This is a genomic window from Pseudomonas sp. LBUM1648, from assembly GCF_059716145.1.
The window spans coordinates 2,423,514-2,444,508 of sequence record NZ_CP166808.1 but is presented as its reverse complement, the minus strand read 5'-3'; the positions used below and the strand labels follow the sequence as shown (position 1 = coordinate 2,444,508).

Below are 20,995 nucleotides of genomic sequence, written 5' to 3'. Positions count from 1 at the left end.
ACACCTGTTTCAGCCTCAAAACGCCCGATGCACCGCATCGGGCGTTTTGTATTTCAGCGACAGATGAGGCCGCTCGTTGTTATAGATCTGCACCGACTCGTCCACCATCCGGATGGCCTCTGCAAAATCTTTGGGGCGATGCAGCAATAACTCGTTTTTCAAAATCCCGTTCACACGCTCAGCCAACGCATTTTGGTAGCAGTCGTAGCCATCGGTCATTGAGCAGGTGATGCCGTATTTGGCATGCAGCCGCTGATAAAGCTCGGAGCAGTATTGGACGCCTCTATCCGAGTGATGCACCAGGCGTTGCTCCGTTGTCCGCTGCCTGAGGGCTTTGTTGAACGCCTGGATCACCGATTCGGTGTGCAAGCTTTCATGGACATGGTGCCCCACGATTTTTCGAGAGTACGCATCGGTGATCAAACTCAGATAAGCCACACCCGTTTGCGTCGGTAAGTAGGTGATGTCCGCAACCCATACTTGCTCTGGCGCCTTGGCGACTACCTGAATCGGTCCATCTTTGAGCAGGTTTGGATGCCGGCGAAAGCGATGATGGCTGTCTGTCGTTTTGTGATACGCCCGTCTGCGGGGAACCAGTTCGCGCCGATCTCGCAAGATATCGAATAAACGGTCTCGACCAACCTTTACGGACACTTCTGGCTCAGTGCGCATTAGATTGTGAAGTTTTCGGGTGCCAAGGCGCGGCTGCCTAAGTCGCTTTTCCCTCACGAATCCCATCACTTCCTGGGCATGACGGGCCCGGGCATCACACGCCCGGTTGCGCTTGTAATAAGCCTGACGGGAAATCCCCATGAACTGGCAAGCCCTACTGATGCTCAGGCCTTGGATCTGCCCTTGGGAGAGGACTTGCCGGATCGCTTTTTTACGACAGAAACACCGAAGTCGTTCTTCAAAACGTCAACGACGGCCTCGAAAAACTGAGCTTTCTGGTTGGCTTGGGCAAGCTTTTCTTCAAGCTCTTTGATTCGCTGTTCGGGTGTCAGGGGTTTATCGGGCTCATCCATGGAACGGGGTCTCTTGGAGCGAATGGACGCGCCTTGACTCCAGTCCTGCCGACCATGCCTGCGTAACCAGTTCAGTACGGTCGTTTTACCCTGAATGCCATAGCGCTCTTGAGCCTCTTTATAACTCAACTCGCCTTTTTCGACCTGATCGACGACCGACAATTTAAAGGTCAGCGTGTAATCACGCTGACTGCGCCTTTCTCCCGTATTCATTACTCCCTCCTGAGAATGGGTCAGAAGGTGTAAACCTTATTCAGGACGGGACAGGAGCAACAAAAAGGGCGACTTTAAAATCGCCCTTTTTGTTAACTGAAATTGTATACATCCGCTCCCGAGGAGGTGTTCGCCCAGTGTAATGGCCTGGCAATCCATGCACCGGTAAAGAGCCCTGACACTGGGCGAACGGGAGGGATTTTAATAGAAGTTGGCGGTTATGTCGTCATCGACGTACATGAAATTTATGTACGAATAAGTTAATAGATATTTATCGGCGATTGCTTTCGTGAAACTTTCAAGAAAAGCAAACTCAACTAATAGTATGACTACTCTCATACATAAACTGTACAAGAGCAGTCACCCTGTAGAGTTAATACTCAACTTTCGTGTTGACTGGTCACTTTTAAGATATCGGTGTAAGTGACAAAAACGCTCTGTCCGACTTTCAGATCTTTCAGCTTGGCTTGGTTTTCAGGCGATTTCACGTCGAGGGTTTTCGACTGGCCCGCCGGGTTTTTCAGGGTTACCTGATTTTTCTTCAAATCAATTTTGGTGATTTCCAACTGCACCTGAATCTGGCGATAAGCCTCTCCGCCGGGATTATCGCTGCCGGGAGCGTTACGCACTTCGCCGGAACGCTCGACGGTGCCAGGCAGACCTTTATCCACATCGGTGTCGAGGTAGGCCGCGACAGATCGCTGAACTTCGACCTTGACCAGATCGCCGACCTTCAGATTGGCGAGGTTTTTCGCTTTGTCGCTGAGCTGAACGTGAACCTGACGACCCTCAGCGCCTTCCAGCACAACCTGATGATTGGCTGCATCAACGGACACCACTTTGGTGGTGACCTGATCTGCCTCGATGGTGGCGGACAGGGGTATCTCGGCGGCAATCGCGCCAAGGCTGGTGGCGGACAGAAGGGTTGCAAGGGTGATCGACTTGGCCAGTGCATGGAGCTTCATAAGCGTACTTTCCCTGTAGTGAGTGGCAGCACCCGGCGCCGGACTCGTCCCAAGCGTCAGATGTGTCACTGAGCATAGACGCTGTTCAGGGCTTGACCTTGGTGTGTGGTGCGGCGGTTTCTTGCGCGGTGGATTCGCCACTGGCGGTGCCTTTGCCGCTTTCCTCGCGTTTCTTCGGATCGGTGGGCCGCAATGCATCGTTGTCACGCTCGGTTTCCCCCGCTGGCCGGGGTTCGTCGGGGTGCTCGTTTTCGGATGTCGGTTTCATCGGGGTAGTCCTCAGGCTTCGGGGCCGTCCATTTCGCGGGCGACGTTAATGGCGGGCGAGTCCTTTTGTAGAGGTTGAGAGATCAAATGGAGTTCAACTCAATCCATGCACTCCCTCAGTAACCGGTCATTTCCAGATAGCCCTGCCCGCCATGACTGCCGTTGATGCGCACCGGGCCTTCCCAGTAGGGAATGCGCAGGTTCATCCACGCATTGGGGTTGAGCGCCGACAGGCTGATGTCGAGGTTTTTTTCCGGGATGCTGATCGACCAGCGCACCGGCATCGAGCGGCCAGCGACCTGGGCAGTGTCTTGCGGCGTGAGTTTGATCTGCTCGCTGTGAAGGGTTTGCGTCTGGCCGTCGGCGTTGATCCAGGTGCCGGTCAGATAAGGCGCACCGTTCTTCTGGCGCATGCGGTACAGCATGACGTGTTCGCCACTATCCAGATGCAGGGAGAACCAGTCCCAGCCGGTCTGGTTGGCGGTCAGCGGTTGGCTGCTCCACTCGCGGTCGAGCCAGGCCGGGCCGCTGACGGTGTAGGTCTGGCCGTCGATCTGCAAGGTGCCGCTGGCCTGGAAAAACGGCTGGCTGTAGTAATACGACGCCTGCCCCTCCTCCGATTTCTGACTGAATCCTTTATCACCCTGCAGCACCAGCGGACGGCTGGAGGTGAGGTGTAGTTGATAGGCGAAGGATTTATCGCGCGCACTCAGTTGCAGGTCAGTCAAAGGATCCTGCGCCTGACTGGCGAACATCCAATCGTCAATCCACGCCTCGAACGGCACCAAACGCACGCCAGCCTGACCGACGCCACCCCGGGCATAGCGTTCGGCAGCATGATGCACCGAGCTGGAAGTCACCGCCGCATGCCCCAGCCAGATCGTTTGATTGCCCCACCCTGTTTGCTCCGGCACTGGTTTCAATGCACTGCGAAAAAGCGTCCATTGCACGCCAAATTCATTGCCCTGCTGATCCTTGAGATTGGCGGTGACGTACCACCACTCGATGCGAAACCCGTCGTGGGCAGCATGATCCGCCGGGAAGCTGAACACCCGTCCCGGCACCACCGGAGTAAATGCCTGTGCCTGATCGCCCATCCCGGCAAAACCCTTCTGCTCAGGCGCTGACTGATCGCAGCCAGCGAGCAACAGCACAAGCATCAGCACAACGAGGTTAATCCTCATGGGCAAACGTCCTCAGCAGATCCACCGGTTGCGTGCGGTACAGCGAATACAGTGGCCACGCCGAGGCCAGCAAAGTCGCGAGCAACGCCAATCCCATCAACTGCACCAATTGCCACGGAAACACTCGCAACGGCAGACGCCAGCCAAACGCCTGCACGTTGATCACCGCATCCAGGCACCACGCCAGCGCGATGCCCAATGGCAGCGCCAACACCAGCGTCAATACTGCCAGCAGCCAGGTCTGGCCGAGGTTGAGCAGCATCAACTGACGTCGCGTCACGCCCAACGCCCACAGTGGTGCGAGTTGGCCGAGGCGACTCTGGCTCTGGGTCAGCAGGCTGATGAACAGCGCCACGCCCGCGACCGCCAAGGTCAGGCTATTCAGCGCGGCGGTGGCGGCGAAGGTGCGTTCGAACACCTGAACCGACCAGCCCTTGAGCCGCGCCTGATCGACGATTCGACTGTCATCCAGTTGGAAGCGCGCCTGCAACGCACTCACGAATGCCGGAATGTTTTGCGGGTCGATGCGCAGATTGAAGCGGTTTGGCGTCAGTTGTGGCCAGCCGCGCAGCAGGTGATTGATGTTGACCAGCAAATGGCCCTTGGGGTTGCCGTAATCGGCGTAGATGCCGACGATGCGCGGCGACCAGGCGCCATTCGGTGCGGGAATCGTCAGGCGATCACCCGCGCGCACTTTCAGCCGTCGCGCGAGTTGCTCGCTGAGCATCACCGCATCGTCCGTTGCCAGATGCGCCCACGGATCACTGCCGCTGGCGTCTAGCAACGGCCAGTGCTGACGATAATAAGCATGGTCGATCACCCCGAACACATCCGCCGGCCAGCCTTGCAGCGTTACCGACACCTGCCAGTTGGGCAGTATTGCCGTGACCTGCGGCTGTTGTTTCAGCCAGCTGTACATTTCGCGGGCCTGAGCCGGGTTGGTCGGATTGATGTAAAGCTCGGCGCTCAGACGTTGTTCGAGCCAGTCGTTGAAGGTCTGGCGAAAACCGGCGGTCATGCTGCCGGCGCCGATATTGGCGGCGAGCGCCAGGAGCAAAGCCATCAGCGCCAGACTCAATGCCGGAAGTTGCTGCCGGCAGTCGGCGAGAAACCACTGGCCGAGCACTGAGCGACTGCGTCCGAGCAACGGACTCAATATCGCACTCAGCAACACAGGCAAGGCCAACGCGGCACCGAGCAACAACCCCGCCATCAACACAAAACCGCTGGCCAGACTGTCGCCCCAGATCAACGCCACCAGCGCAATCACGCCCAACACCAAGGCCAGCCAACCCTGGCGACGCAGCCAACGCGCATATTGCTGGTGCCAGGCTTGCGGATCGGCCACCGCCAACAGCGGCAGACGCGCCGCCCGCAACAGGCTGTTGGCCCCGGCCAGCAAAGCTCCAAACAGACTCAAACCAATCCCGCTGAACCACCACCAGGGGCTCAAGCGCAACTGCCCCGCCACTTCCGCGCCGTACAAACCGCGCAGGCTGGCGGCGACATCCGGCAGCAAGACGCTGGCCAGCCAATAACCGCTGACCACGCCGAACACGCCGCCGATCAGTGCCAGCACACCCAGCTCAACCACCAGACAGCCAATCAACATCCGCGCACTGACCCCACAGGCGCGCAGCGTGCGCAGCAAGCCGCGCCGTTGTTCCAGAGCAAGGCCAATGGCCGCGTGGACGATGAATAAACCGACCAGGAACGAGAGAAATCCCAAGGCATCAAGGTTGAGATGAAAGCTCTCGGTCAGTCGCGCCAGATTGTTTTCCTCGCCACTGCTCTTGAGCTGCAATTGGCCTTCAAACGTGGCCGGTAACTCGCCGTGGAAATCCTTCGGCAGTAACAGCCGTGACAGTTGTCCGGGTTGTTCGAGCAAGGTTTGCGCGACGCCGATATCCACCAGTAACACGCCGGGTGCCATGTCCTTTTGCGCGCGCAGCGGCGGCAACGTCTGGCCAGTGATCGTTTGCGGCGTGGCGCCTTCGCGCAGGTTCAAGGCCTGCAAGGTTTCCGGGGAAATCCACGTACTGCCTGGTGGCGTGAAGAACTCGACGATACGTTCGATCGGCATCGCCTCCCCGGCCACCGCAGAATCGGCCGGCAGTGACACCGGCTCAATGCCCATCACCTGCAGACGCTGATTGTCGTGATCCTTGAGGTTCAAGCGGCCCTGCAACAGCGGCGACACCGGCCAGCCCTGACGCCGCAGATCGATGAACCATTGTTGCGGGAACGTCGCGTCGTTCGGCGTGCTCAGGCTCGCCTGCGGTTCGCCGCCGATCAGTTGGCTCGCGCGGGCGTAGCTGTCACGGGCCTGACTGTTGAGCGCCTCGACCCCGGTCAACAGGCTGGTGGCCAGCCACAACCCGGTCAGCACACTGAAGAACTGCACCGGGTGCCGCCGCCAATGGCTGAGCAGGGCGCGCAGGGTTTGCCAAAAGACGATCACGTCAGTCGCCCGTTGGAGAGCACTACCCGCTGCGCCAACCGCGCTGCCAACCGGGGGCTGTGGGTGACCATCAACAAGGTTGTTGGTGTGTCATCGAGCAACTCCAGCAACAGGCGCAGCACTTCGTCGCTGGTCGCTTCATCGAGACTGCCGGTGGGTTCGTCGGCCAACAGCAGTTTCGGCTGCGAGGCCAGCGCCCGGCCCAGTGCGACCCGTTGCTGTTGGCCACCGGACAATTGCTCGGGATAGCGCTTGAGCAAATCGCCCAACCCCAGACGCTGCACCAGATGCGCCTGCCAACGCGGTTCATGACGCCCGGCCAGGCGCGCCTGAAACGCCAGATTGTCCTCGACGCGCAAACTGCCGATCAGGTTGAACTGCTGGAACACCAGACCGATTTCCGTGCGTCGCCAGTTGGCCAGTTGCGCTTCGTTCATGCTTTCGAGGCGATGTTCGCCGCTGCGAATGCTGCCGCTGTCAACCTTGTCGAGGCCAGCCACCAGATGCAGCAGGGTGCTTTTGCCACTGCCGGATTCGCCCATCAGCGCCAGGCTGCTGCCGGGTTCGAGCGTCAGGTCGACGCCTTGCAGCACCGGTAGCGGGCCTTGGGGGGTGACATAGCTTTTAAAGACATCCAGAACATGAAGCATGCCGTCATCCAAAAGTTGCAAGTGGCTCAAGGATAGCGGCCGCGGGTGTTTTTTGTGGGCCGGTACCTGTCAACTCTGACAGTAGCGCAGTACAGGGCACGGGTATCTAATAGGCTCGCCCATTAGACAGGCCGTCGAACAGGGACAGTTGAGTGCAAAAGGCAATGCCAACATGAAGACAACCATCGTGTATGAATCGCTCCCTGCTTTGCTCAAATGCACCTCCCGGGTCATCGAGGTCATCACAGTGGGGCGTGAACCCGGCGCCATCGCCCTGCACCCGAAACTGCCGGTTGCCTATGTATGCAATACCGAAGGCCGCAGCCTGTCGATCATTGATCTACAGTTGCACAGAGTGAGCGCGCTGATACGACTACCCATCCGGCCCATGGCGATCGTCATCGATAACAGCGGTATGACCGCTTATATAACCGGCCTCGATCAACCGCTGGTACTGGCCATCGATACCCGCCGCCAACGTATCCGTCAGACCATCAGCGCTGCCCAAGGACATTCGTTTGCACTCAGCGCTGACGGCGCGCGGTTGTTTGTGCACAGCAATAGCCATGTAAACGGGCATATCCATGAGATTGATACGGCGAGCGCCAAAGTCGTCGCCTGCTTCGATACCGGGCCGTTCACCAGTGGCGCGGCATTGAGTGCCGACGATCGGTTGTACTACTGCGACTACATCCATCATGAACTGCGGTTCCTGAACACCCGCAATGCCGAGACGCAGATTGTTTTGACCCTCCCCAGCTCATTTGAGGAGGTGACTCTAAGCCCCGACAATCAGTTGGCCTATGTGCCCTATCACGGCGCAGATAGCAGTACTGCGGTCATCGATCTGGGCATGGGCAAACTGATTGACTTGATCCCGACCGCTCAATTACCCCACGGGTTTTTCGTCAGCGCGGACGGCCGTCTCGCCTGCTGTTGCAGTGCCGGCGAACGAACGGTCTCAATCATCGATACCGTATCGCGGCGCAGTATTCACACGTTTACGGCCGGCGAATATCCGCAAAGCCCTATGTTCAGTCGCGACCGTCAGCAACTGTATGTCTGCGACTCGTCAGCCGATGCGCTCTGGGTGTTTGCCTTGCAAACCGACTGAGCGTTTGCCTCGAAACCTACTGCCCCGCCGCCACACTGGTCGCAGCCTGCGACGGCGTCACAATGCTGCCCAGATCAATGTGCTTCCATTCAGGCTTGGCCCCCAGCCGCGCATTGAAGCGATAGTTGAAGGTGAACTCATCCGCCGTCGACACCGTCAACGGCTTGCCATACACCGCCTCGATCCCCGCCAGGTCGTAACCCATCAACTGCAACAGGGTCGGGAAGATGTTGTAGTGACTGGAGCGATCCTTGTTCGCCGCCAGTTGAGCGGGCCAGTCCAGTGTCTTCAGGTTGCTGCCGGAAATCACCACCAACGGCACCAAACCCTCTTCCTCCACCGGATCGCCTCCACAATGCGTGTTGAGCCCTGGATTGCCACGCTCATGCAGATCCTGGCCATGATCGGAGGTGTAGATCAGCAACGCATTGTTGAGGTTGGCCTGGGCAAACACCCGCGAAAAGAACTCGCCGACATTCCATAAAACAGTGTTCTTGTAGGCGTTGCGGTACAGCACCCAGTCATCCGGCTGACCGTTGAAACCGTTACGCTCGCCAGTGTCGGCCACTTCAGTGAACTGCCCACGCGGCAGGGTCGGACGGTACGCCATGAAGGCATCCGGATATTTATCGTGCACCGGGAAATGCGCGCCGACCTTGTTGATCAGGATCAGCTCTGACTTATCGTCGTTGAGCAGACTGATCAGCTTCGCCGCTGCGGCCATGTCGCGGTCGCGCACGCTGGTTTGGTCGAATTGCACAAACTCGTCGATGTCCTTTTTCTCGGCGTCGTTCATCAGGTTCTGCAGGTTGCCGGCCGTGCGCTGGGCGTCGATATATACGGTGCGCAGCCCGGCATTTTTTGCGTACTGCCAGATTGACGGCAACGTGCTGTTGATACGCATGTAGTCGGCGCGGGTGCCGCCGTAACGCAGGGTGATGTTGGTGTCGGCGCTGCAATTGGCAATGGACGCGGCGTAACCGTAATTGAAAATGTCTACGCCGGCCTGCGGTTGTTTGAGGTTGCTGTGCACGCCGAACGGCGCGTTGATGTCCAGGTAATTGCCGGAAATGCTTTCGTCGATGATCAGCACGATGTCATGGCCGACCGCTTGCGCGTTGCGCGCCAGCGTTACCGGTTCACGCGGGCCGACGGTGTTGTGCAGTGCTTCATAGGCAAAAAGATTCAGATAGGCCAGCGGCGTGTACATGATCGGCAAGCCACGGGCGCCCTCGCCTGCACGCAAAAACAGCACCGCACTGAGCAACAGCACGCCACAGATCGGTGCCGCAACACGCAATGCATTCGGCACCCTCAGTGAATGCCGTGGTTTCAAACCGATGCCAAACAACAGCAACAAGCCACTGAGGGCGCCGTGGATGATCGCGTCGCGATACTGGTAAGCCGCCTCCTGAATGAAGCCGCCGGAGTACACCAGCGAGACGAAGCTGCTGTAGTTCAGGTAATCCGCCGTGACCCGGGTATAGACATCAAAAAACACCGCCGAAACAAACATCGTCAATGCGAATAAATGTCGAACGAGAGTGTGCCGTATATAGGCCGTTAGATATAACGCTAAAGTAAGCGCCAAAAACATCGCGCCAAAAAGAAGCACAGCAAAACCCAGGCCGATAGCATTTAACCGCTCTATGTAATATTCGGAATAAAGCAGCAAATAAACAATTAAAAGCAGTTCTTTGGCGTATCTGAACATGGGCAATACCGGTCGTGCAAAACGGCAGAGGGTCAAGGGATTGTCGGTCAAAACCTGACACTAGCACCCGGCCATCAAAGCGCAAGAATTGACTGTTTTTTTTAGAAAGCGTCAAAAAAAAGATGACTCAAATCTGACACACCACAAACGCTACAAGCCTTAAGACTAGCGGCTTACGACCATCCATCGCTTATTTGAAATCTGAACAAATCTGCAAAAAATCAACAAATCTAATCGCAGCAATGACTTGATGGCTAATCGCCAAAAAACGCTCAAGTGTTATACAGGTGCAACATGTCATTTTGCTGACACGCTTTTCAAACCCTGCGCTATACCCCTTTTACAGTCTTCTTCCGAACTTCTTCTTTTCGCTCTATCGAGGGTGCGCAGATGGACGTGAGCGTATTTGGCACGGGCTATGTTGGACTTATACAAGCCGCCGCACTTGCAGATGTAGGTCATCGGGTTTTATGCGTTGATATTGACCCGAACAAGATTAAACAACTGCAACAAGCCGTACCGCCAATCAGTGAACCTGGCCTCTCCAGCACCCTTGAAGAAAACATTAAGGCCGGGCGCCTGATGTTCAGCACCCAGGCCAGCGACGCGGTCGAGCATGCCGAATTGATCTTCATCGCGGTCGGCACTCCGGCCGATGAGGACGGTTCCGCCGACCTCAGCCACGTACTCAATGTCGCTCGGCAAATCGCTTCGCACATGGAGGCCGATCGCACGCTGATCATCAAGTCAACGGTGCCGGTCGGCACGGCGGATCAGGTGTTGGCCGCCGCCAACAGCGAGTTGCTGCGCCGCGGCAAGACCGATTTGCAGGTGCGCGTGGTGTCCAACCCCGAGTTCCTCAAGGAAGGCAGCGCCCTCGCCGACTGCATGCGCCCGGACCGGATCATCGTCGGCACCCGCGACGAAGAAGCCCGCGAGCAGATGAGCGAGTTGTACGCACCGTTCTGCCGCAATCGCGAAAAACTGATGTTCATGGACAATCGCAGCGCCGAGCTGACCAAGTACGCCGCCAACGCGATGCTCGCCACCCGCATCAGCTTCATGAACGAACTGGCCAACCTCACCGAACTGCTCGGCGCCGATATTGAAGCGGTGCGCAAGGGCATCGGCTCCGACCCGCGCATCGGTTACCACTTTATCTATCCGGGCTGCGGCTTCGGTGGCTCGTGCTTTCCCAAGGACTTGCGCGCCCTGCTGCACACCGCCGAACACAACGGCATGCCGCTCAAACTGCTGCGCAGCGTCACCGACGTCAACGATCTGCAGCGGCACATTCTCTTCAGCAAATTGAAAGCGCAGTTCCCCCAAGGCCTGGCCGGTAAGTCCATCGCCATCTGGGGATTGGCGTTCAAACCGAACACCGATGACATGCGTGAAGCGCCCAGCCGCTACCTGATGGATGCGTTATGGGCCGAGGGCGCCAGCGTGCAAGCCTACGATCCGGAAGCCATGTCCGAATGCCGACGCATTTACGGCTACCGCAACGATTTGCACCTGTGCGCCACCCGCGACGACACCCTCGAAGACGCCGATGCACTGGTGATCTGCACCGAGTGGAAAAACTTTCGCGTGGTGGATTTCGAGCTGCTGGCCAGCAAACTGCGCTCACGGGTGGTGGTCGACGGTCGCAACCTTTACAACCCGGAACATCTCGCCGCAGCGGGTCTGCATTACAGCGGCATCGGCCTGCGCCACATCGCCCCCGAAGGGCTGCGACCATGAAGATTCTGGTCACCGGCGCGGCTGGCTTCATTGGTGCCCATTGCGTCCTTCGGCTGATGCGCGACGGGCACTCGGTGGTCGGCCTGGACAATTTCAACGCCTACTACGACCCGCAGCTCAAGCACGACCGCGTGCAATGGGTGCGCGGGCAGGTCGGCGATTTCCAGCTCGCCACGGTTGACCTGGCCGATGCGTCGGCCATCGACGCGCTGTTTGTCCGTGAACGTCCGCAAGTGGTGATCCACCTCGCCGCGCAGGCGGGTGTGCGTTATTCACTGGAAAATCCGCGGGCGTATCTGGACAGCAACCTCAACGGTTTCCTGAACATTCTTGAAAGCTGCCGGCATCACCCGGTCGAGCACCTGATCTACGCCTCATCCAGCTCGGTGTATGGCGCCAACCAGCACACGCCCTACTCGGTGAAGGACGGGGTCAATCATCCGCTGTCGCTGTACGCCGCGACCAAGAAAGCCAACGAGCTGATGGCCCACAGTTACAGCCATCTGTTCGGCATTCCCTGCACCGGCCTGCGCTTTTTCACCGTGTACGGCCCTTGGGGTCGGCCGGACATGTCGCCGATCCAGTTCGCCCGGGCGATCAGCCAAGGCGAGCCGCTGAAGCTGTTCAACTATGGCGAGCACCAGCGCGACTTCACCTACATCGACGACATCATCGAAAGCATTGCTCGCCTCACCGCTCAACCACCGCAGGCCTGTCCCGAGTGGGATCGCGAGCAACCCGACCCGGCCAGCAGCATGGCGCCATGGCGGCTGTTCAACATCGGCGGGCAACACCCTGTGGCACTGAAAACCTATCTGGCGCTGATGGAAAAACACCTCGGCCAGAAAGCCATTGTCGAGCTGCTGCCGCTGCAACCGGGCGACGTGCTCAATACCTGCGCCGAGGCCAGCGATCTGGCCCAGGCCACCGGGTTTCAGCCCCGGATAGAGCTGGACGAAGGACTGGGGCGGTTCATCGCCTGGTTCCGCGACTACTACCCCACTGCCTATCGCCCACGTGCCGCTCGCGGCTGAATTTATGTGGAGGACTCCATGACTGGACATGAAAAAGGTGTGCCGATCCAAGAGATGCGTCGTGACAAGCGCGTCGACCCCGAGCACCGAATGCGCCTCGATGCGGCGATTCACCGCCAGGGCCGCGGCTGGTTCACCGGTCGCGATGGCGGTCGGCCATGGCAACTGTCGCGTACCAATCGGGTGGTGGCCTGCTTCGGCGCACTGACGATTCTGCTGTTGATTTCGCCGCTGTTGATTGGCCTGGCACTGATCATCAAATTCACCAGCCAAGGGCCGGTGATGTTCGTGCAGAAACGCACCGGCTACCGCGGTCGCAAGTTCGGCATGTACAAATTTCGCACCATGGTCGCCAACGCCGAAGAGCTGAAAGAGTCGCTGCGTCACCTCAACAAGCACGGGGTCGACGCCATCGACTTCAAAATCGACAAGGACCCACGCATCACCGGCATCGGCAGTTTTTTACGGCGCACCAGCCTCGACGAACTGCCCAACCTGATCAACGTGGTGACCGGTGACATGCGTCTGGTCGGCCCCCGCCCGACCTCGTTCAACGCTTACCGCTACAAGGACAACCACCTCGCACGTCTGGCTATCTACCCCGGCATGACCGGCCTTTGGCAGATCTCCGGACGCAGCAACATCGACTTCGACCAGCGCGTTGAGTTGGACCTCAGCTACATCGCCGAGCAAAGCCTTTTGCTTGATCTGAAGATCCTGTTGAAAACCCCCTTCAAAGTATTCAGCGGCCACGGAGCAAGCTAATGGACGGTTCAACCAACAAAAGCCTGAGCATTGCCAACCCCAGCGAATCGAACCTGACGTCGACCGTACTGGATCTTGATCTGCGGATCCTGTTCCTGACCGCCGCCAACCCCGGCGCCGGCACCACCACCAGCGCTTTGGCGCTGGCCAGTCAACTGGCGCAAATGAGCAGCGGCCAGGTGCTGCTGGTCGACGCCAGCCAGTCGGCGAGCAATCTCACCCAGCAGTTGAACCTGAGCAAAGAGCGCGGTCTGCGTGACTTGCTGTTCAATCCGGATAACCCACCACTGCTGCAAGACTGCGTGGTGCAGGTGTCGAGCCTGCCATTTCACGTACTGCCCAATGGCCGGCCGATCCGCACCATGGAACACCTGACCGCCGAGCGTTTGAGTCCGTTGCTCGACCAGTTGGGCAGCCAGTACCGCTTCGTGGTGATCGATGGCGACGCGGTGTACTCCGCCGCCGACACGCTGGTCATCAGTACTCAGGTGGATGGCGTGGTGTTTGTCGTTCGCGCCGAAGACACCCGCTGGGAAGTCGCCCAGGCCGCCGTGCAACGCCTGACTCAGGCCGGGGCAAAAGTGGTCGGTAGCGTGTTCAACCGGCGCAAGTACTACATGCCTAAATGGCTTTACAAAAACCTGTAAGCGAACGCAAAGGATGACGCCATGAACGCCAAGATTCTTGTGCTGCTGATGCTGCCGCTCGCGGGCTGCTCAAGCACCTCCGAAACCCAGACCATGCCGGTGAATATCCTCACCGCCGCCCCGGCCAACGCCCAGGCGACCGACATGCCGAAGATCGAGCAGACCCTGCGCCCACAGGATGTGCTTGACGTGATTTTCCACATCAGCACCAGCGGCTCGGACGCTTATCGCGTGCAGTCGGGTGATCAGATCGGTCTGAACTTCACCGCCGCCAGCCAGCTCAACGGCAACCAACTGGTGCTGCCGGACGGCACCATCGAACTGCCGGGCGCCAACACCTCGGTGAAAATCGCCGGGCTGACCAGCGAGCAAGCGCGTGAGGAAATCCAGCGGGCCTATCAGCGCAAACAACTGTTCCAGCCCAACCGCAATCAGTTGACCGTGCAGATCATCAGCCCGCTGACCAACGAACAAAACCTGAAAAACGCGCTGAATCACCCAGCCACCGGCATGAGCCGCGAGATCACTGTGGGCACTGACGGCTACGCCAGTTTCCCCGAGATCGGTGCCGTGCCGCTGCAAGGCATGACCGTCAATCAACTGGAAACCTTCCTTAACCAGAGGTACGCAAAACTGCCTGGTCGGATGACTGTGGATGTGCTGCTCAAATCCACCGCCGGCAACGAGATTTACGTGCTCGGTGAAGTCGGTCAGCCAGGCTCCTACCCGATTCGCCGGCCGGTCTCGGTGCTTGAAGCGCTGACCCTGGCGCGCGGCACCAACGTCAAGGCGCGGCTGGACTCGGTGGTGATCATGCGTCGCAACGGCAATCAGGTGCAGGCCGTGCATTACGACGTAGAGAAAGCCCTGTCCGGCGATGCTTCGCAGATCGCGTATCTGCAACCGGACGACATGCTCTTCGTACCGAAAACCAAACTGGCCAGCGCCGGCGAACTCGCCCGGCAATTGGCCGACGTGGTGTTGTTCCAGGGCGTCGGTTTCAGCTTCGGCTACCGCGTCGACAACAAAGACAGTGATAACTAACTCTCAGGTGACCGACCATGAACCCAAAGGAAAACTACCTGCATGAGTTCTTCAGGATTTTCTTCGCCAACAAGCAACTGGTGAAGCGCGTCTTCCTGACCTTTGCAGTCATCGCCCTGCTGCTGCCCCTGTTGCTCAAACAGAGCTTCGATATCACCGCGCAAGTGATCGTGCAGTCGAAAAAACTCTCCCAGGGTGACGCCACCACGTCGCTGACGGTGGACAACGCCACTTTCATTCCACCTTCACTGGCGGACATGGAAACCGAGAGCAATATCCTCCGTTCGCCAGCACTGATCCGCCAGACCATCAGCGAATTGCGCGACAAAGGCGAATACACGCCTTCGCCGGGCATCTTCAGCAAACTGGTGAGCGAGCCGTTCAAGCGTTACATCAGTTCGCCGCTGCGCCAATACGTGATCAACCCGACGCGCAACATGCTCGGGCTGGAAACCGATCCGGTGCGTGACACGGCGCTTGATGCGTTGACCCAGCAAGCCATCGACAGTCTGAAAATCGAGACCCTGCCCGGCTCCAACGTGATCTCGATCATCTACAGCTTCCCTGACCCGCATCAAGGCACGACGTTTGTCGCCGCTCTGCTGCAAAACTACCTGTTCAGCCGCCAGGCGCTGCAATCGATCGACCTGCCACAGTCCTTCTATGAATCGAAGAAGCACCTCTATCAAGTGCGCCTCGATGGCTTGGAAGGCAACCGTCAGGCCCTGCTGGAGAGTGTCGGCGCGTCCGATCCGAAGGAAGAAATCACCTTCCGTTTGAACGCGATCAACACCGAAGAGCAAGCGCTGAACCTGTATCGCGACCGCCTGCTGCAAAGTCAGCGCTGGCTCGAATACCTGAAAACCGCGATGACCGCCGCCAGCACCAGCAAACTCAACGATTACACCTTCCCCTTCACCTTCACCACCACAGTGGACAACGTGGCGTTCGAGGATCGGGAAATCAAACAGATGGGCGAGCAACTGACCACCCAGGTCAGCCGCTATATGAATGACCTCGCCGTCTTCCAGCCCAGCAGCGAACCGATGCTGTTGACCCGCGAGCAGATCGCCCGCACCCGTCAGCAATTCCTCAAAGTGGTGAGCAATCGCATTCAGGAACGCACCAACGATCTGGCAGTGGTGCAACAGGTGATCGATCAGAAAACCGCGCGCATCACCGAGTTCAAGGCGCGCATCCGCGACCTGCAGCAAACCCAGAGCAAGCTGCGGCAGATGGACACCGAAATCGACGCCTTGCATGCCGCGTTCTCGACCTACGCTCAGCGCTTTGCCGAAAGCAGTACAACCGGTGCGCTAAACGATGATCTGTCCAACGCCCGGGTATTGAGCCCGCCGTTCGAACCGACCGAAGCGGCGTTTCCCAAGCCGGGGCTGATTATCCCGTTCGGCATGCTCACCGGTCTGCTGCTGGCGATCGCTTTCGTCTACGTGCGTGAGTTCTTCGATCATCGCTTCAAACATCCGGCACAAATCAGCCACGAACTGGGCATTCCGGTGCTGTTGGTGATCAACGACCAAAACGTGCTGCCGAGCAATCCACACAAGAACTGGACGGTGCCAAGCTTCTTGCACTGGGTGCGCAATTGAACACCGCGCCTACCCCGAACGCCGCGCTGCCGATCATTCATTTGCTCAGCAGCGGCGGGTTCTATGGAGCCGAGCGGATGTTGCTGGATCATTGTCTGGCGACGCCGGGGCAGCATCAGGTGCTGTTTCTCGACGCGCCGCCAGAACTGATCGCGCGCTTTCGCGAGGCCGGGGTGGACTGCCAGGGCTGTGCCGGGCTGGGTGAATTGCTGCGGCACTTGCGTCAACGGCAACACGAGCAGCCGCTGATCAACACGCACAACTTCAAAGGGCTGCTGTTCGGTTGGGCAGGCGCAACGCTGTTGCGCCTGCCGCTGGTGATCACCCAACACGGGTTCACTCCGCGTAGCCGCAAGCAAAAGTTCTACACCTGGCTCAGCCTGCAACTGTGCCGCACTGCTTCGGTAAACCGGGTGGTCTGCGTGGCGGAAAGCATCGCCGTGTTGCACCGTCAGGCCAGTGTCCGGGCGGAGAAGTTGCAGGTGATCCCCAATGGTTTGCCGGCCGCCCCTGCGCAGATGGTCCACAACACTGATCGGCCACGCTGGCTCGCCGGATATGTCGGTCGGCTCAGTAGCGAGAAAGGCCCGGATCTGTTTCTTGATGCGCTGATTCCACTGTGTCATCAGCATCCGCAATTGGACGCTGTGATGCTCGGCGACGGCCCGGAACACGAGGCATTGCAGGCGCGTATCGACGGCGCCGGCTTGCAGCAACGGATTCGCTTGCCCGGTTATCAGATCGCGATGCAACCCTGGTGGCAGCAACTCGATGCGCTGGTGATCAGCTCGCGCACTGAGGGCACGCCGATGATTTTGCTGGAGGCGATGCAGGCCGGTGTGCCAGTGGTGGCGTTCGGTGTGGGCGGGATTCCCGATGTGCTGGAACACCGGCACAACGGTTTACTCGCCGAACCGGCCGACAGTGCTGCCCTCGCCCGCCAGCTCGACGCGCTGTTGAACGAACCGAAACTGGGGCGGCAACTGCGCGACAACGCAAAACGCACGCAACAGGATCGCTACGACCTCAAGGCTTTGGCCGAACGCTGGTCGCAGCTGTACATCCGCACGGCACGGGAGGCACGCGCATGATTTTCCCGCTCTCGATCGTCAGTTTGCTCGGTCTGGTCTGCATCGCTTTGCTGGCCAGCCCTTATCCTTATCTGGCGCCGGGAGCGGTGCTGGGCCTGGTGGGTTTCGCGGTGTTGTATCGCAAGCCGACCTGGGGCCTGCTCGGTATCGTTGCGCTGGTGCCGTTCGAAGGTTTCTTCAAGGACAGTCTTCTGTCCGGAAGCAAACTCCTCGGCGCTTCGCTGGCAGTGATCCTGATGTTGCAACTGGCTCTGCACCAGATGCCCTCGGAGCGCCTGCGCAGCAATATCTGGCGTTACTTGATCTGGTTCATGGTTCTGTACTTCCTGAGCCTGTTCAATACCGATGACATGGGCATGTCGCTCGGGCACCTGCGCGAACTGAGTGTCGGCCTGGTGCTGTTTGTCATCACCCTGCTGATCGGTCGCGAACTGAACCTTGATCTGTTCGCCCGACTGGCGACTCTGGCCATCAGCACCACCTGCGCCATGGCCATGTTCTCGGCAAAGTTCCAGGATCAGGGCCGTGCCGCCGGGTTGCTCGAAGACCCTAACGCTTTTGCCATGCTGATCGCCTTCGCCATTCCGCTGGCGCTGCTGCTGGTGATCCGCAGCCCGAACCTGTTGCATCGGTTGTTCTGGGGCGGATGCTGCATTCTGTTACTCGGCGGCATGACGAAGACCGAATCGCGCTCGGGGCTGGTGGTGGTGGCCTTGAGTCTGTTGATCGGTTGCTGGCATTACCGCTCCCAACTGACGCGGATTCGTCCTCGGCATTTAGGCTTCGCCATGCTTGGCGCGGCAATCGTGATTCCGTTGGCCATTTATGCGATGCCCGCCGGCTACATGGCGCGCATCCAGTCGCTGAGTATCCTCAGCGCCGGCTCCAAGGCGCAGGACGAGTCCCTTGGTCGCCGCGCTTCGTACATCGTGGTTGGCAGCCAGATGATCCGCGAGAACCCGCTGCTCGGTTCCGGCCCGGGCACCTTCCCGCTGCACTACGCCACCACCGGTTACGCCAAGGCGTTTTCCGCCAACCGCAAGATCGGCGACCTGTACCGCCGCGCCCACAACACCTACCTGGAAATCTTCAGTGAGATCGGCGTTCCGGCCGGCCTGTTGTTTGTCGGCATGCTCGGCCTCGGGTTGTACAACCTGATCCGCGCGCGGGCAGCGTGGATGCTGCGACGCGATTGGCAACAGGCCGACTTGATGACCCACTTGGGTGTGAGTTTTCTGTCGCTGACCCTGTTCCTGATGTTCCTCAGCGCACCGAACCAGAAATACGTGTGGATCATGCTCGCGCTGACCAGCGTCCTGCGCCTCAAAGCCGAGCAAGCCCCATTGACGGAGGCCAAGGCATGAGCCGGATCAGCATCGTCATCCCGATGTACAACGAGGCCCGCCACATTGGCCGTACCCTGCTGGCCGCGCAAAAAGCCGCGCACGCGGCCGACATCGAATGCGAGCTGATCGTCGTCGACAACGGCTCCAGCGACGAAGGCCCGCAGATCGCCCGGCAATTCGGCGCACAGGTGCTGGTCATGCCAGGATTGCTGATCGGCGCCCTGCGCAATCGCGGTACGGCCATCGCCACGGGTGAATGGCTGGCGTTTATCGACGCCGATATCGAAATGCCGGAAGACTGGCTGCTGCCGCTGTTCGACCTGGAGGCCAGCGCTCAGGCCGATGTGTTCGGCCTGGACTTGCACACCCCGGCCGAAGCGCCGTGGTACGCGACCGCGTGGCAGCGGCGCACCTTGCGCGTGTCCTCGCAGACCTCACATGGAGTGGACTGGCTGCCGAGCTCCAACCTGCTGATGCGCCAACGCTGGTTCGACAAGGTCGGCGGTTTCAACGAAAGCCTGCGCACCGGCGAAGACAAAGAGTTCACCCTGCGCCTGCGCCAACACGGTGCGGTGCTGCTGTCGATCAACAACAATGTCGCCCTGCACTGGGGTTACGAAATGAACTGGTGCGAGTGGATGGGTAAGGAAATGTGGCGTCAGGGCAGTCATCTGCAACTGTTGCGTACTCACGGTTACAGCCTGCGTCTGCTACGTTTTCCGATACTGTCGATCGCGGTGTGGATTCTGGATTTTCTGGCGATTTCTGCACTGCTCGACGGCTTCCCGCATCACGCCGCGATCATGGTGATGTTGACCTTGTTACCGGGCCTGGTGCTGAGCATTCGCCAGAGCATCAAACATCGCGATGTCGGCCTGACCCTGCAACTGTGGGGCTTGCATTGGCTGCGTCTGCATCTGGCCGGTGCCGCGTTCATTCTCAGTCTGTGTCATTGGAACGCCAGGAGGCCCGCCCGTGGCTGAATTCATGTTCTGGATGTGCCTGTTGTTGCCGGTGTACGCCTATATCGGTTATCCGCTGCTACTGACGATCTTGGCGCCGCTGTTTCCGGCTTGGCGCCACACCCCGGCGCCGCCGCTGAACATCAGCATCGTGATCGCCGCGCACAATGAGGCGCGGCATATCGAGCACAAGTTGCGCACTCTGCTGGCCCAGGATTATCAACCGGCGACGCTGCAAATCATTCTGGCCAGCGACGGCTCGAGCGATGACACCGTGGCCTGCGCGCGCAAAGTGATCGATCCGCGCATCACCGTCCTCGACCTGCCGCGCCAAGGCAAAGCCGCCACGTTGAATGCCGGCGTGGCGCTGAGTACCGGCGACATTCTGGTGTTCACCGATGCCGACAACCAATGGTCGCGCGACACCCTCGGCCACTTGCTCGCGCCGTTGAGCGATCCGCAGGTCGGTGCCTGTGCCGGGCACATGGTGATTCCCGTCACAGGCGGCGGCTTGAGCGTCGGCGACAGCCTCTATCGCCATTACGAAGGCTGGCTGCGCCGGGTGGAAAATCGCACCGGCTGCATGGTCTCCGCCGACGGGGCCCTGCTCGCCCTGCGCCGCGAGCTGTTCCAGAACGTCCCGGCCGAAGTGAACGACGATTTCTTTATCAGCACCTGCGCGCCTGTGGCGCACAAACGCATCGTCTACGTGCCCGAGGCGCAGGTGATCGACCACGGTGTAGACGAGGCGGATAAACAGTTCCGCCGTCGTCAACGGGTCACCGTCGGTGGCCTGCAAAGCCTGGCCCAGCGCAGCGAGTTGCTCAACCCACTCAAACACGGCCTGTATTCGCTCGCACTGATCAGCCACAAACTGATCCGCCGTCTGGCGCCGATCCTCCTGCTGCCGTTGCTGCTGAGCAACTTCTGGCTGTGGAACGAGCATGGTTTCTATCGCCTGAGCCTGATCGCGCAACTGTTCGGTTACGCCGTGGCGATCGCCGGACTGCTGGATTCGCAACACCGCTTGCCCAAACCGTTTCGTCTCGCAGCCTTTCTGCTGGTGACACTGGCGGGCATGAGCATCGGCCTCTGGCAGTTCTTGCGCGGCCAGCGGTATGCCCAGTGGAATCCTGAACAGAACCGTTAAGAGGACCGAA

18 protein-coding genes are annotated in these 20,995 nt (G+C 59.2%); 11 read left to right on the top strand and 7 right to left on the bottom strand.

Going from position 1 to position 20,995, the window contains the following annotated elements; all coding sequences use genetic code 11:
- Positions 1-15: 15 nt before the first annotated feature.
- From ACA043_RS11300 to ACA043_RS11275, 6 genes are all read right to left on the bottom strand, one after another.
- A protein-coding gene (locus tag ACA043_RS11300) for an IS3 family transposase (RefSeq protein WP_123367138.1) occupies positions 16-1,238 on the bottom strand; the annotation gives its coding sequence in 2 pieces (ribosomal slippage) (positions 16-887 and positions 887-1,238; 1,224 coding nt in all).
- Positions 1,239-1,618: 380 nt separating this feature from the next.
- Entirely contained in the window at positions 1,619-2,203 is a 585-nt protein-coding gene (locus ACA043_RS11295) for a hypothetical protein (protein WP_497617579.1), read from the bottom strand.
- An 85-nt stretch (positions 2,204-2,288) separates the two neighbouring features.
- Entirely contained in the window at positions 2,289-2,471 is a 183-nt protein-coding gene (locus ACA043_RS11290; protein ID WP_187677053.1) for a hypothetical protein, read from the bottom strand.
- 115 nt (positions 2,472-2,586) lie between these two features.
- Positions 2,587-3,654, bottom strand: a complete 1,068-nt coding sequence (locus tag ACA043_RS11285; RefSeq protein WP_497659226.1) for a lipocalin-like domain-containing protein — start codon at positions 3,652-3,654, stop codon at positions 2,587-2,589.
- The gene (locus tag ACA043_RS11280) at positions 3,644-6,115 is read right to left on the bottom strand and encodes an ABC transporter permease (protein ID WP_497659225.1); all 2,472 of its coding nucleotides are present in this window, start codon (positions 6,113-6,115) and stop codon (positions 3,644-3,646) included. Before ACA043_RS11280 ends, ACA043_RS11285 begins: the two co-directional genes overlap by 11 nt.
- Entirely contained in the window at positions 6,112-6,765 is a 654-nt protein-coding gene (locus ACA043_RS11275; protein WP_401265711.1) for an ABC transporter ATP-binding protein, read from the bottom strand. The genes ACA043_RS11280 and ACA043_RS11275 overlap by 4 nt, the downstream gene beginning before the upstream one ends.
- Positions 6,766-6,937: 172 nt before the next feature.
- Between ACA043_RS11275 and ACA043_RS11270 the strand changes: the two genes are divergently transcribed.
- Positions 6,938-7,879, top strand: a complete 942-nt coding sequence (locus ACA043_RS11270) for a YncE family protein (RefSeq protein WP_497659224.1) — start codon at positions 6,938-6,940, stop codon at positions 7,877-7,879.
- 16 nt (positions 7,880-7,895) lie between these two features.
- On the opposite strand, the gene ACA043_RS11265 is transcribed toward ACA043_RS11270, so the two are convergent.
- Positions 7,896-9,593, bottom strand: a complete 1,698-nt coding sequence (locus tag ACA043_RS11265; protein ID WP_497659223.1) for a sulfatase-like hydrolase/transferase — start codon at positions 9,591-9,593, stop codon at positions 7,896-7,898.
- 390 nt (positions 9,594-9,983) lie between these two features.
- On the opposite strand from ACA043_RS11265, the gene ACA043_RS11260 reads away from it, so the two are divergent.
- The 10 genes from ACA043_RS11260 to ACA043_RS11215 are packed head-to-tail and all read left to right on the top strand — an operon-like array spanning position 9,984 to position 20,985.
- Complete coding sequence (locus ACA043_RS11260) at positions 9,984-11,336, top strand: UDP-glucose dehydrogenase family protein (RefSeq protein WP_497659222.1); 1,353 nt, start codon at positions 9,984-9,986, stop codon at positions 11,334-11,336.
- A complete protein-coding gene (locus ACA043_RS11255; RefSeq protein WP_497659221.1) occupies positions 11,333-12,370 on the top strand; it encodes an NAD-dependent epimerase in 1,038 nt (345 codons plus the stop codon). Before ACA043_RS11260 ends, ACA043_RS11255 begins: the two co-directional genes overlap by 4 nt.
- A gap of 18 nt (positions 12,371-12,388) precedes the next feature.
- On the top strand, positions 12,389-13,135 hold the full coding sequence (locus tag ACA043_RS11250; RefSeq protein WP_401265723.1) for a sugar transferase: 747 nt from the start codon (positions 12,389-12,391) through the stop codon (positions 13,133-13,135).
- Entirely contained in the window at positions 13,135-13,782 is a 648-nt protein-coding gene (locus tag ACA043_RS11245; protein WP_008084477.1) for a CpsD/CapB family tyrosine-protein kinase, read from the top strand. The genes ACA043_RS11250 and ACA043_RS11245 overlap by 1 nt, the downstream gene beginning before the upstream one ends.
- A gap of 21 nt (positions 13,783-13,803) precedes the next feature.
- Positions 13,804-14,826 carry a polysaccharide biosynthesis/export family protein gene (locus ACA043_RS11240; protein ID WP_187677041.1) on the top strand — a complete coding sequence of 341 codons (1,023 nt, stop codon included), beginning with the start codon at positions 13,804-13,806 and terminating at the stop codon, positions 14,824-14,826.
- 17 nt (positions 14,827-14,843) lie between these two features.
- Entirely contained in the window at positions 14,844-16,436 is a 1,593-nt protein-coding gene (locus tag ACA043_RS11235) for a GumC family protein (protein WP_187677040.1), read from the top strand.
- The gene (locus tag ACA043_RS11230; protein ID WP_497617562.1) at positions 16,433-17,527 is read left to right on the top strand and encodes a glycosyltransferase family 4 protein; all 1,095 of its coding nucleotides are present in this window, start codon (positions 16,433-16,435) and stop codon (positions 17,525-17,527) included. Before ACA043_RS11235 ends, ACA043_RS11230 begins: the two co-directional genes overlap by 4 nt.
- Positions 17,524-18,891 carry an O-antigen ligase family protein gene (locus ACA043_RS11225; protein WP_497659220.1) on the top strand — a complete coding sequence of 456 codons (1,368 nt, stop codon included), beginning with the start codon at positions 17,524-17,526 and terminating at the stop codon, positions 18,889-18,891. The genes ACA043_RS11230 and ACA043_RS11225 overlap by 4 nt, the downstream gene beginning before the upstream one ends.
- The gene (locus ACA043_RS11220) at positions 18,888-19,856 is read left to right on the top strand and encodes a glycosyltransferase (RefSeq protein WP_497659219.1); all 969 of its coding nucleotides are present in this window, start codon (positions 18,888-18,890) and stop codon (positions 19,854-19,856) included. The genes ACA043_RS11225 and ACA043_RS11220 overlap by 4 nt, the downstream gene beginning before the upstream one ends.
- On the top strand, positions 19,849-20,985 hold the full coding sequence (locus ACA043_RS11215; RefSeq protein WP_497659218.1) for a glycosyltransferase family 2 protein: 1,137 nt from the start codon (positions 19,849-19,851) through the stop codon (positions 20,983-20,985). The genes ACA043_RS11220 and ACA043_RS11215 overlap by 8 nt, the downstream gene beginning before the upstream one ends.
- The last annotated feature ends 10 nt before the right edge of the window (positions 20,986-20,995 follow it).

Coding starts and splice junctions, on each gene's coding strand:
- ACA043_RS11260 (WP_497659222.1), top strand. CDS start 9,984: ATGGACGTGAGCGTATTTGGCACGGGCTATGTTGGACTTATACAAGCC.
- ACA043_RS11235 (WP_187677040.1), top strand. CDS start 14,844: ATGAACCCAAAGGAAAACTACCTGCATGAGTTCTTCAGGATTTTCTTC.
- ACA043_RS11295 (WP_497617579.1), bottom strand. CDS start 2,203: ATGAAGCTCCATGCACTGGCCAAGTCGATCACCCTTGCAACCCTTCTG.
- ACA043_RS11220 (WP_497659219.1), top strand. CDS start 18,888: ATGAGCCGGATCAGCATCGTCATCCCGATGTACAACGAGGCCCGCCAC.
- ACA043_RS11250 (WP_401265723.1), top strand. CDS start 12,389: ATGACTGGACATGAAAAAGGTGTGCCGATCCAAGAGATGCGTCGTGAC.
- ACA043_RS11225 (WP_497659220.1), top strand. CDS start 17,524: ATGATTTTCCCGCTCTCGATCGTCAGTTTGCTCGGTCTGGTCTGCATC.
- ACA043_RS11270 (WP_497659224.1), top strand. CDS start 6,938: ATGAAGACAACCATCGTGTATGAATCGCTCCCTGCTTTGCTCAAATGC.
- ACA043_RS11265 (WP_497659223.1), bottom strand. CDS start 9,593: ATGTTCAGATACGCCAAAGAACTGCTTTTAATTGTTTATTTGCTGCTT.
- ACA043_RS11285 (WP_497659226.1), bottom strand. CDS start 3,654: ATGAGGATTAACCTCGTTGTGCTGATGCTTGTGCTGTTGCTCGCTGGC.
- ACA043_RS11240 (WP_187677041.1), top strand. CDS start 13,804: ATGAACGCCAAGATTCTTGTGCTGCTGATGCTGCCGCTCGCGGGCTGC.
- ACA043_RS11255 (WP_497659221.1), top strand. CDS start 11,333: ATGAAGATTCTGGTCACCGGCGCGGCTGGCTTCATTGGTGCCCATTGC.
- ACA043_RS11245 (WP_008084477.1), top strand. CDS start 13,135: ATGGACGGTTCAACCAACAAAAGCCTGAGCATTGCCAACCCCAGCGAA.
- ACA043_RS11275 (WP_401265711.1), bottom strand. CDS start 6,765: ATGCTTCATGTTCTGGATGTCTTTAAAAGCTATGTCACCCCCCAAGGC.
- ACA043_RS11290 (WP_187677053.1), bottom strand. CDS start 2,471: ATGAAACCGACATCCGAAAACGAGCACCCCGACGAACCCCGGCCAGCG.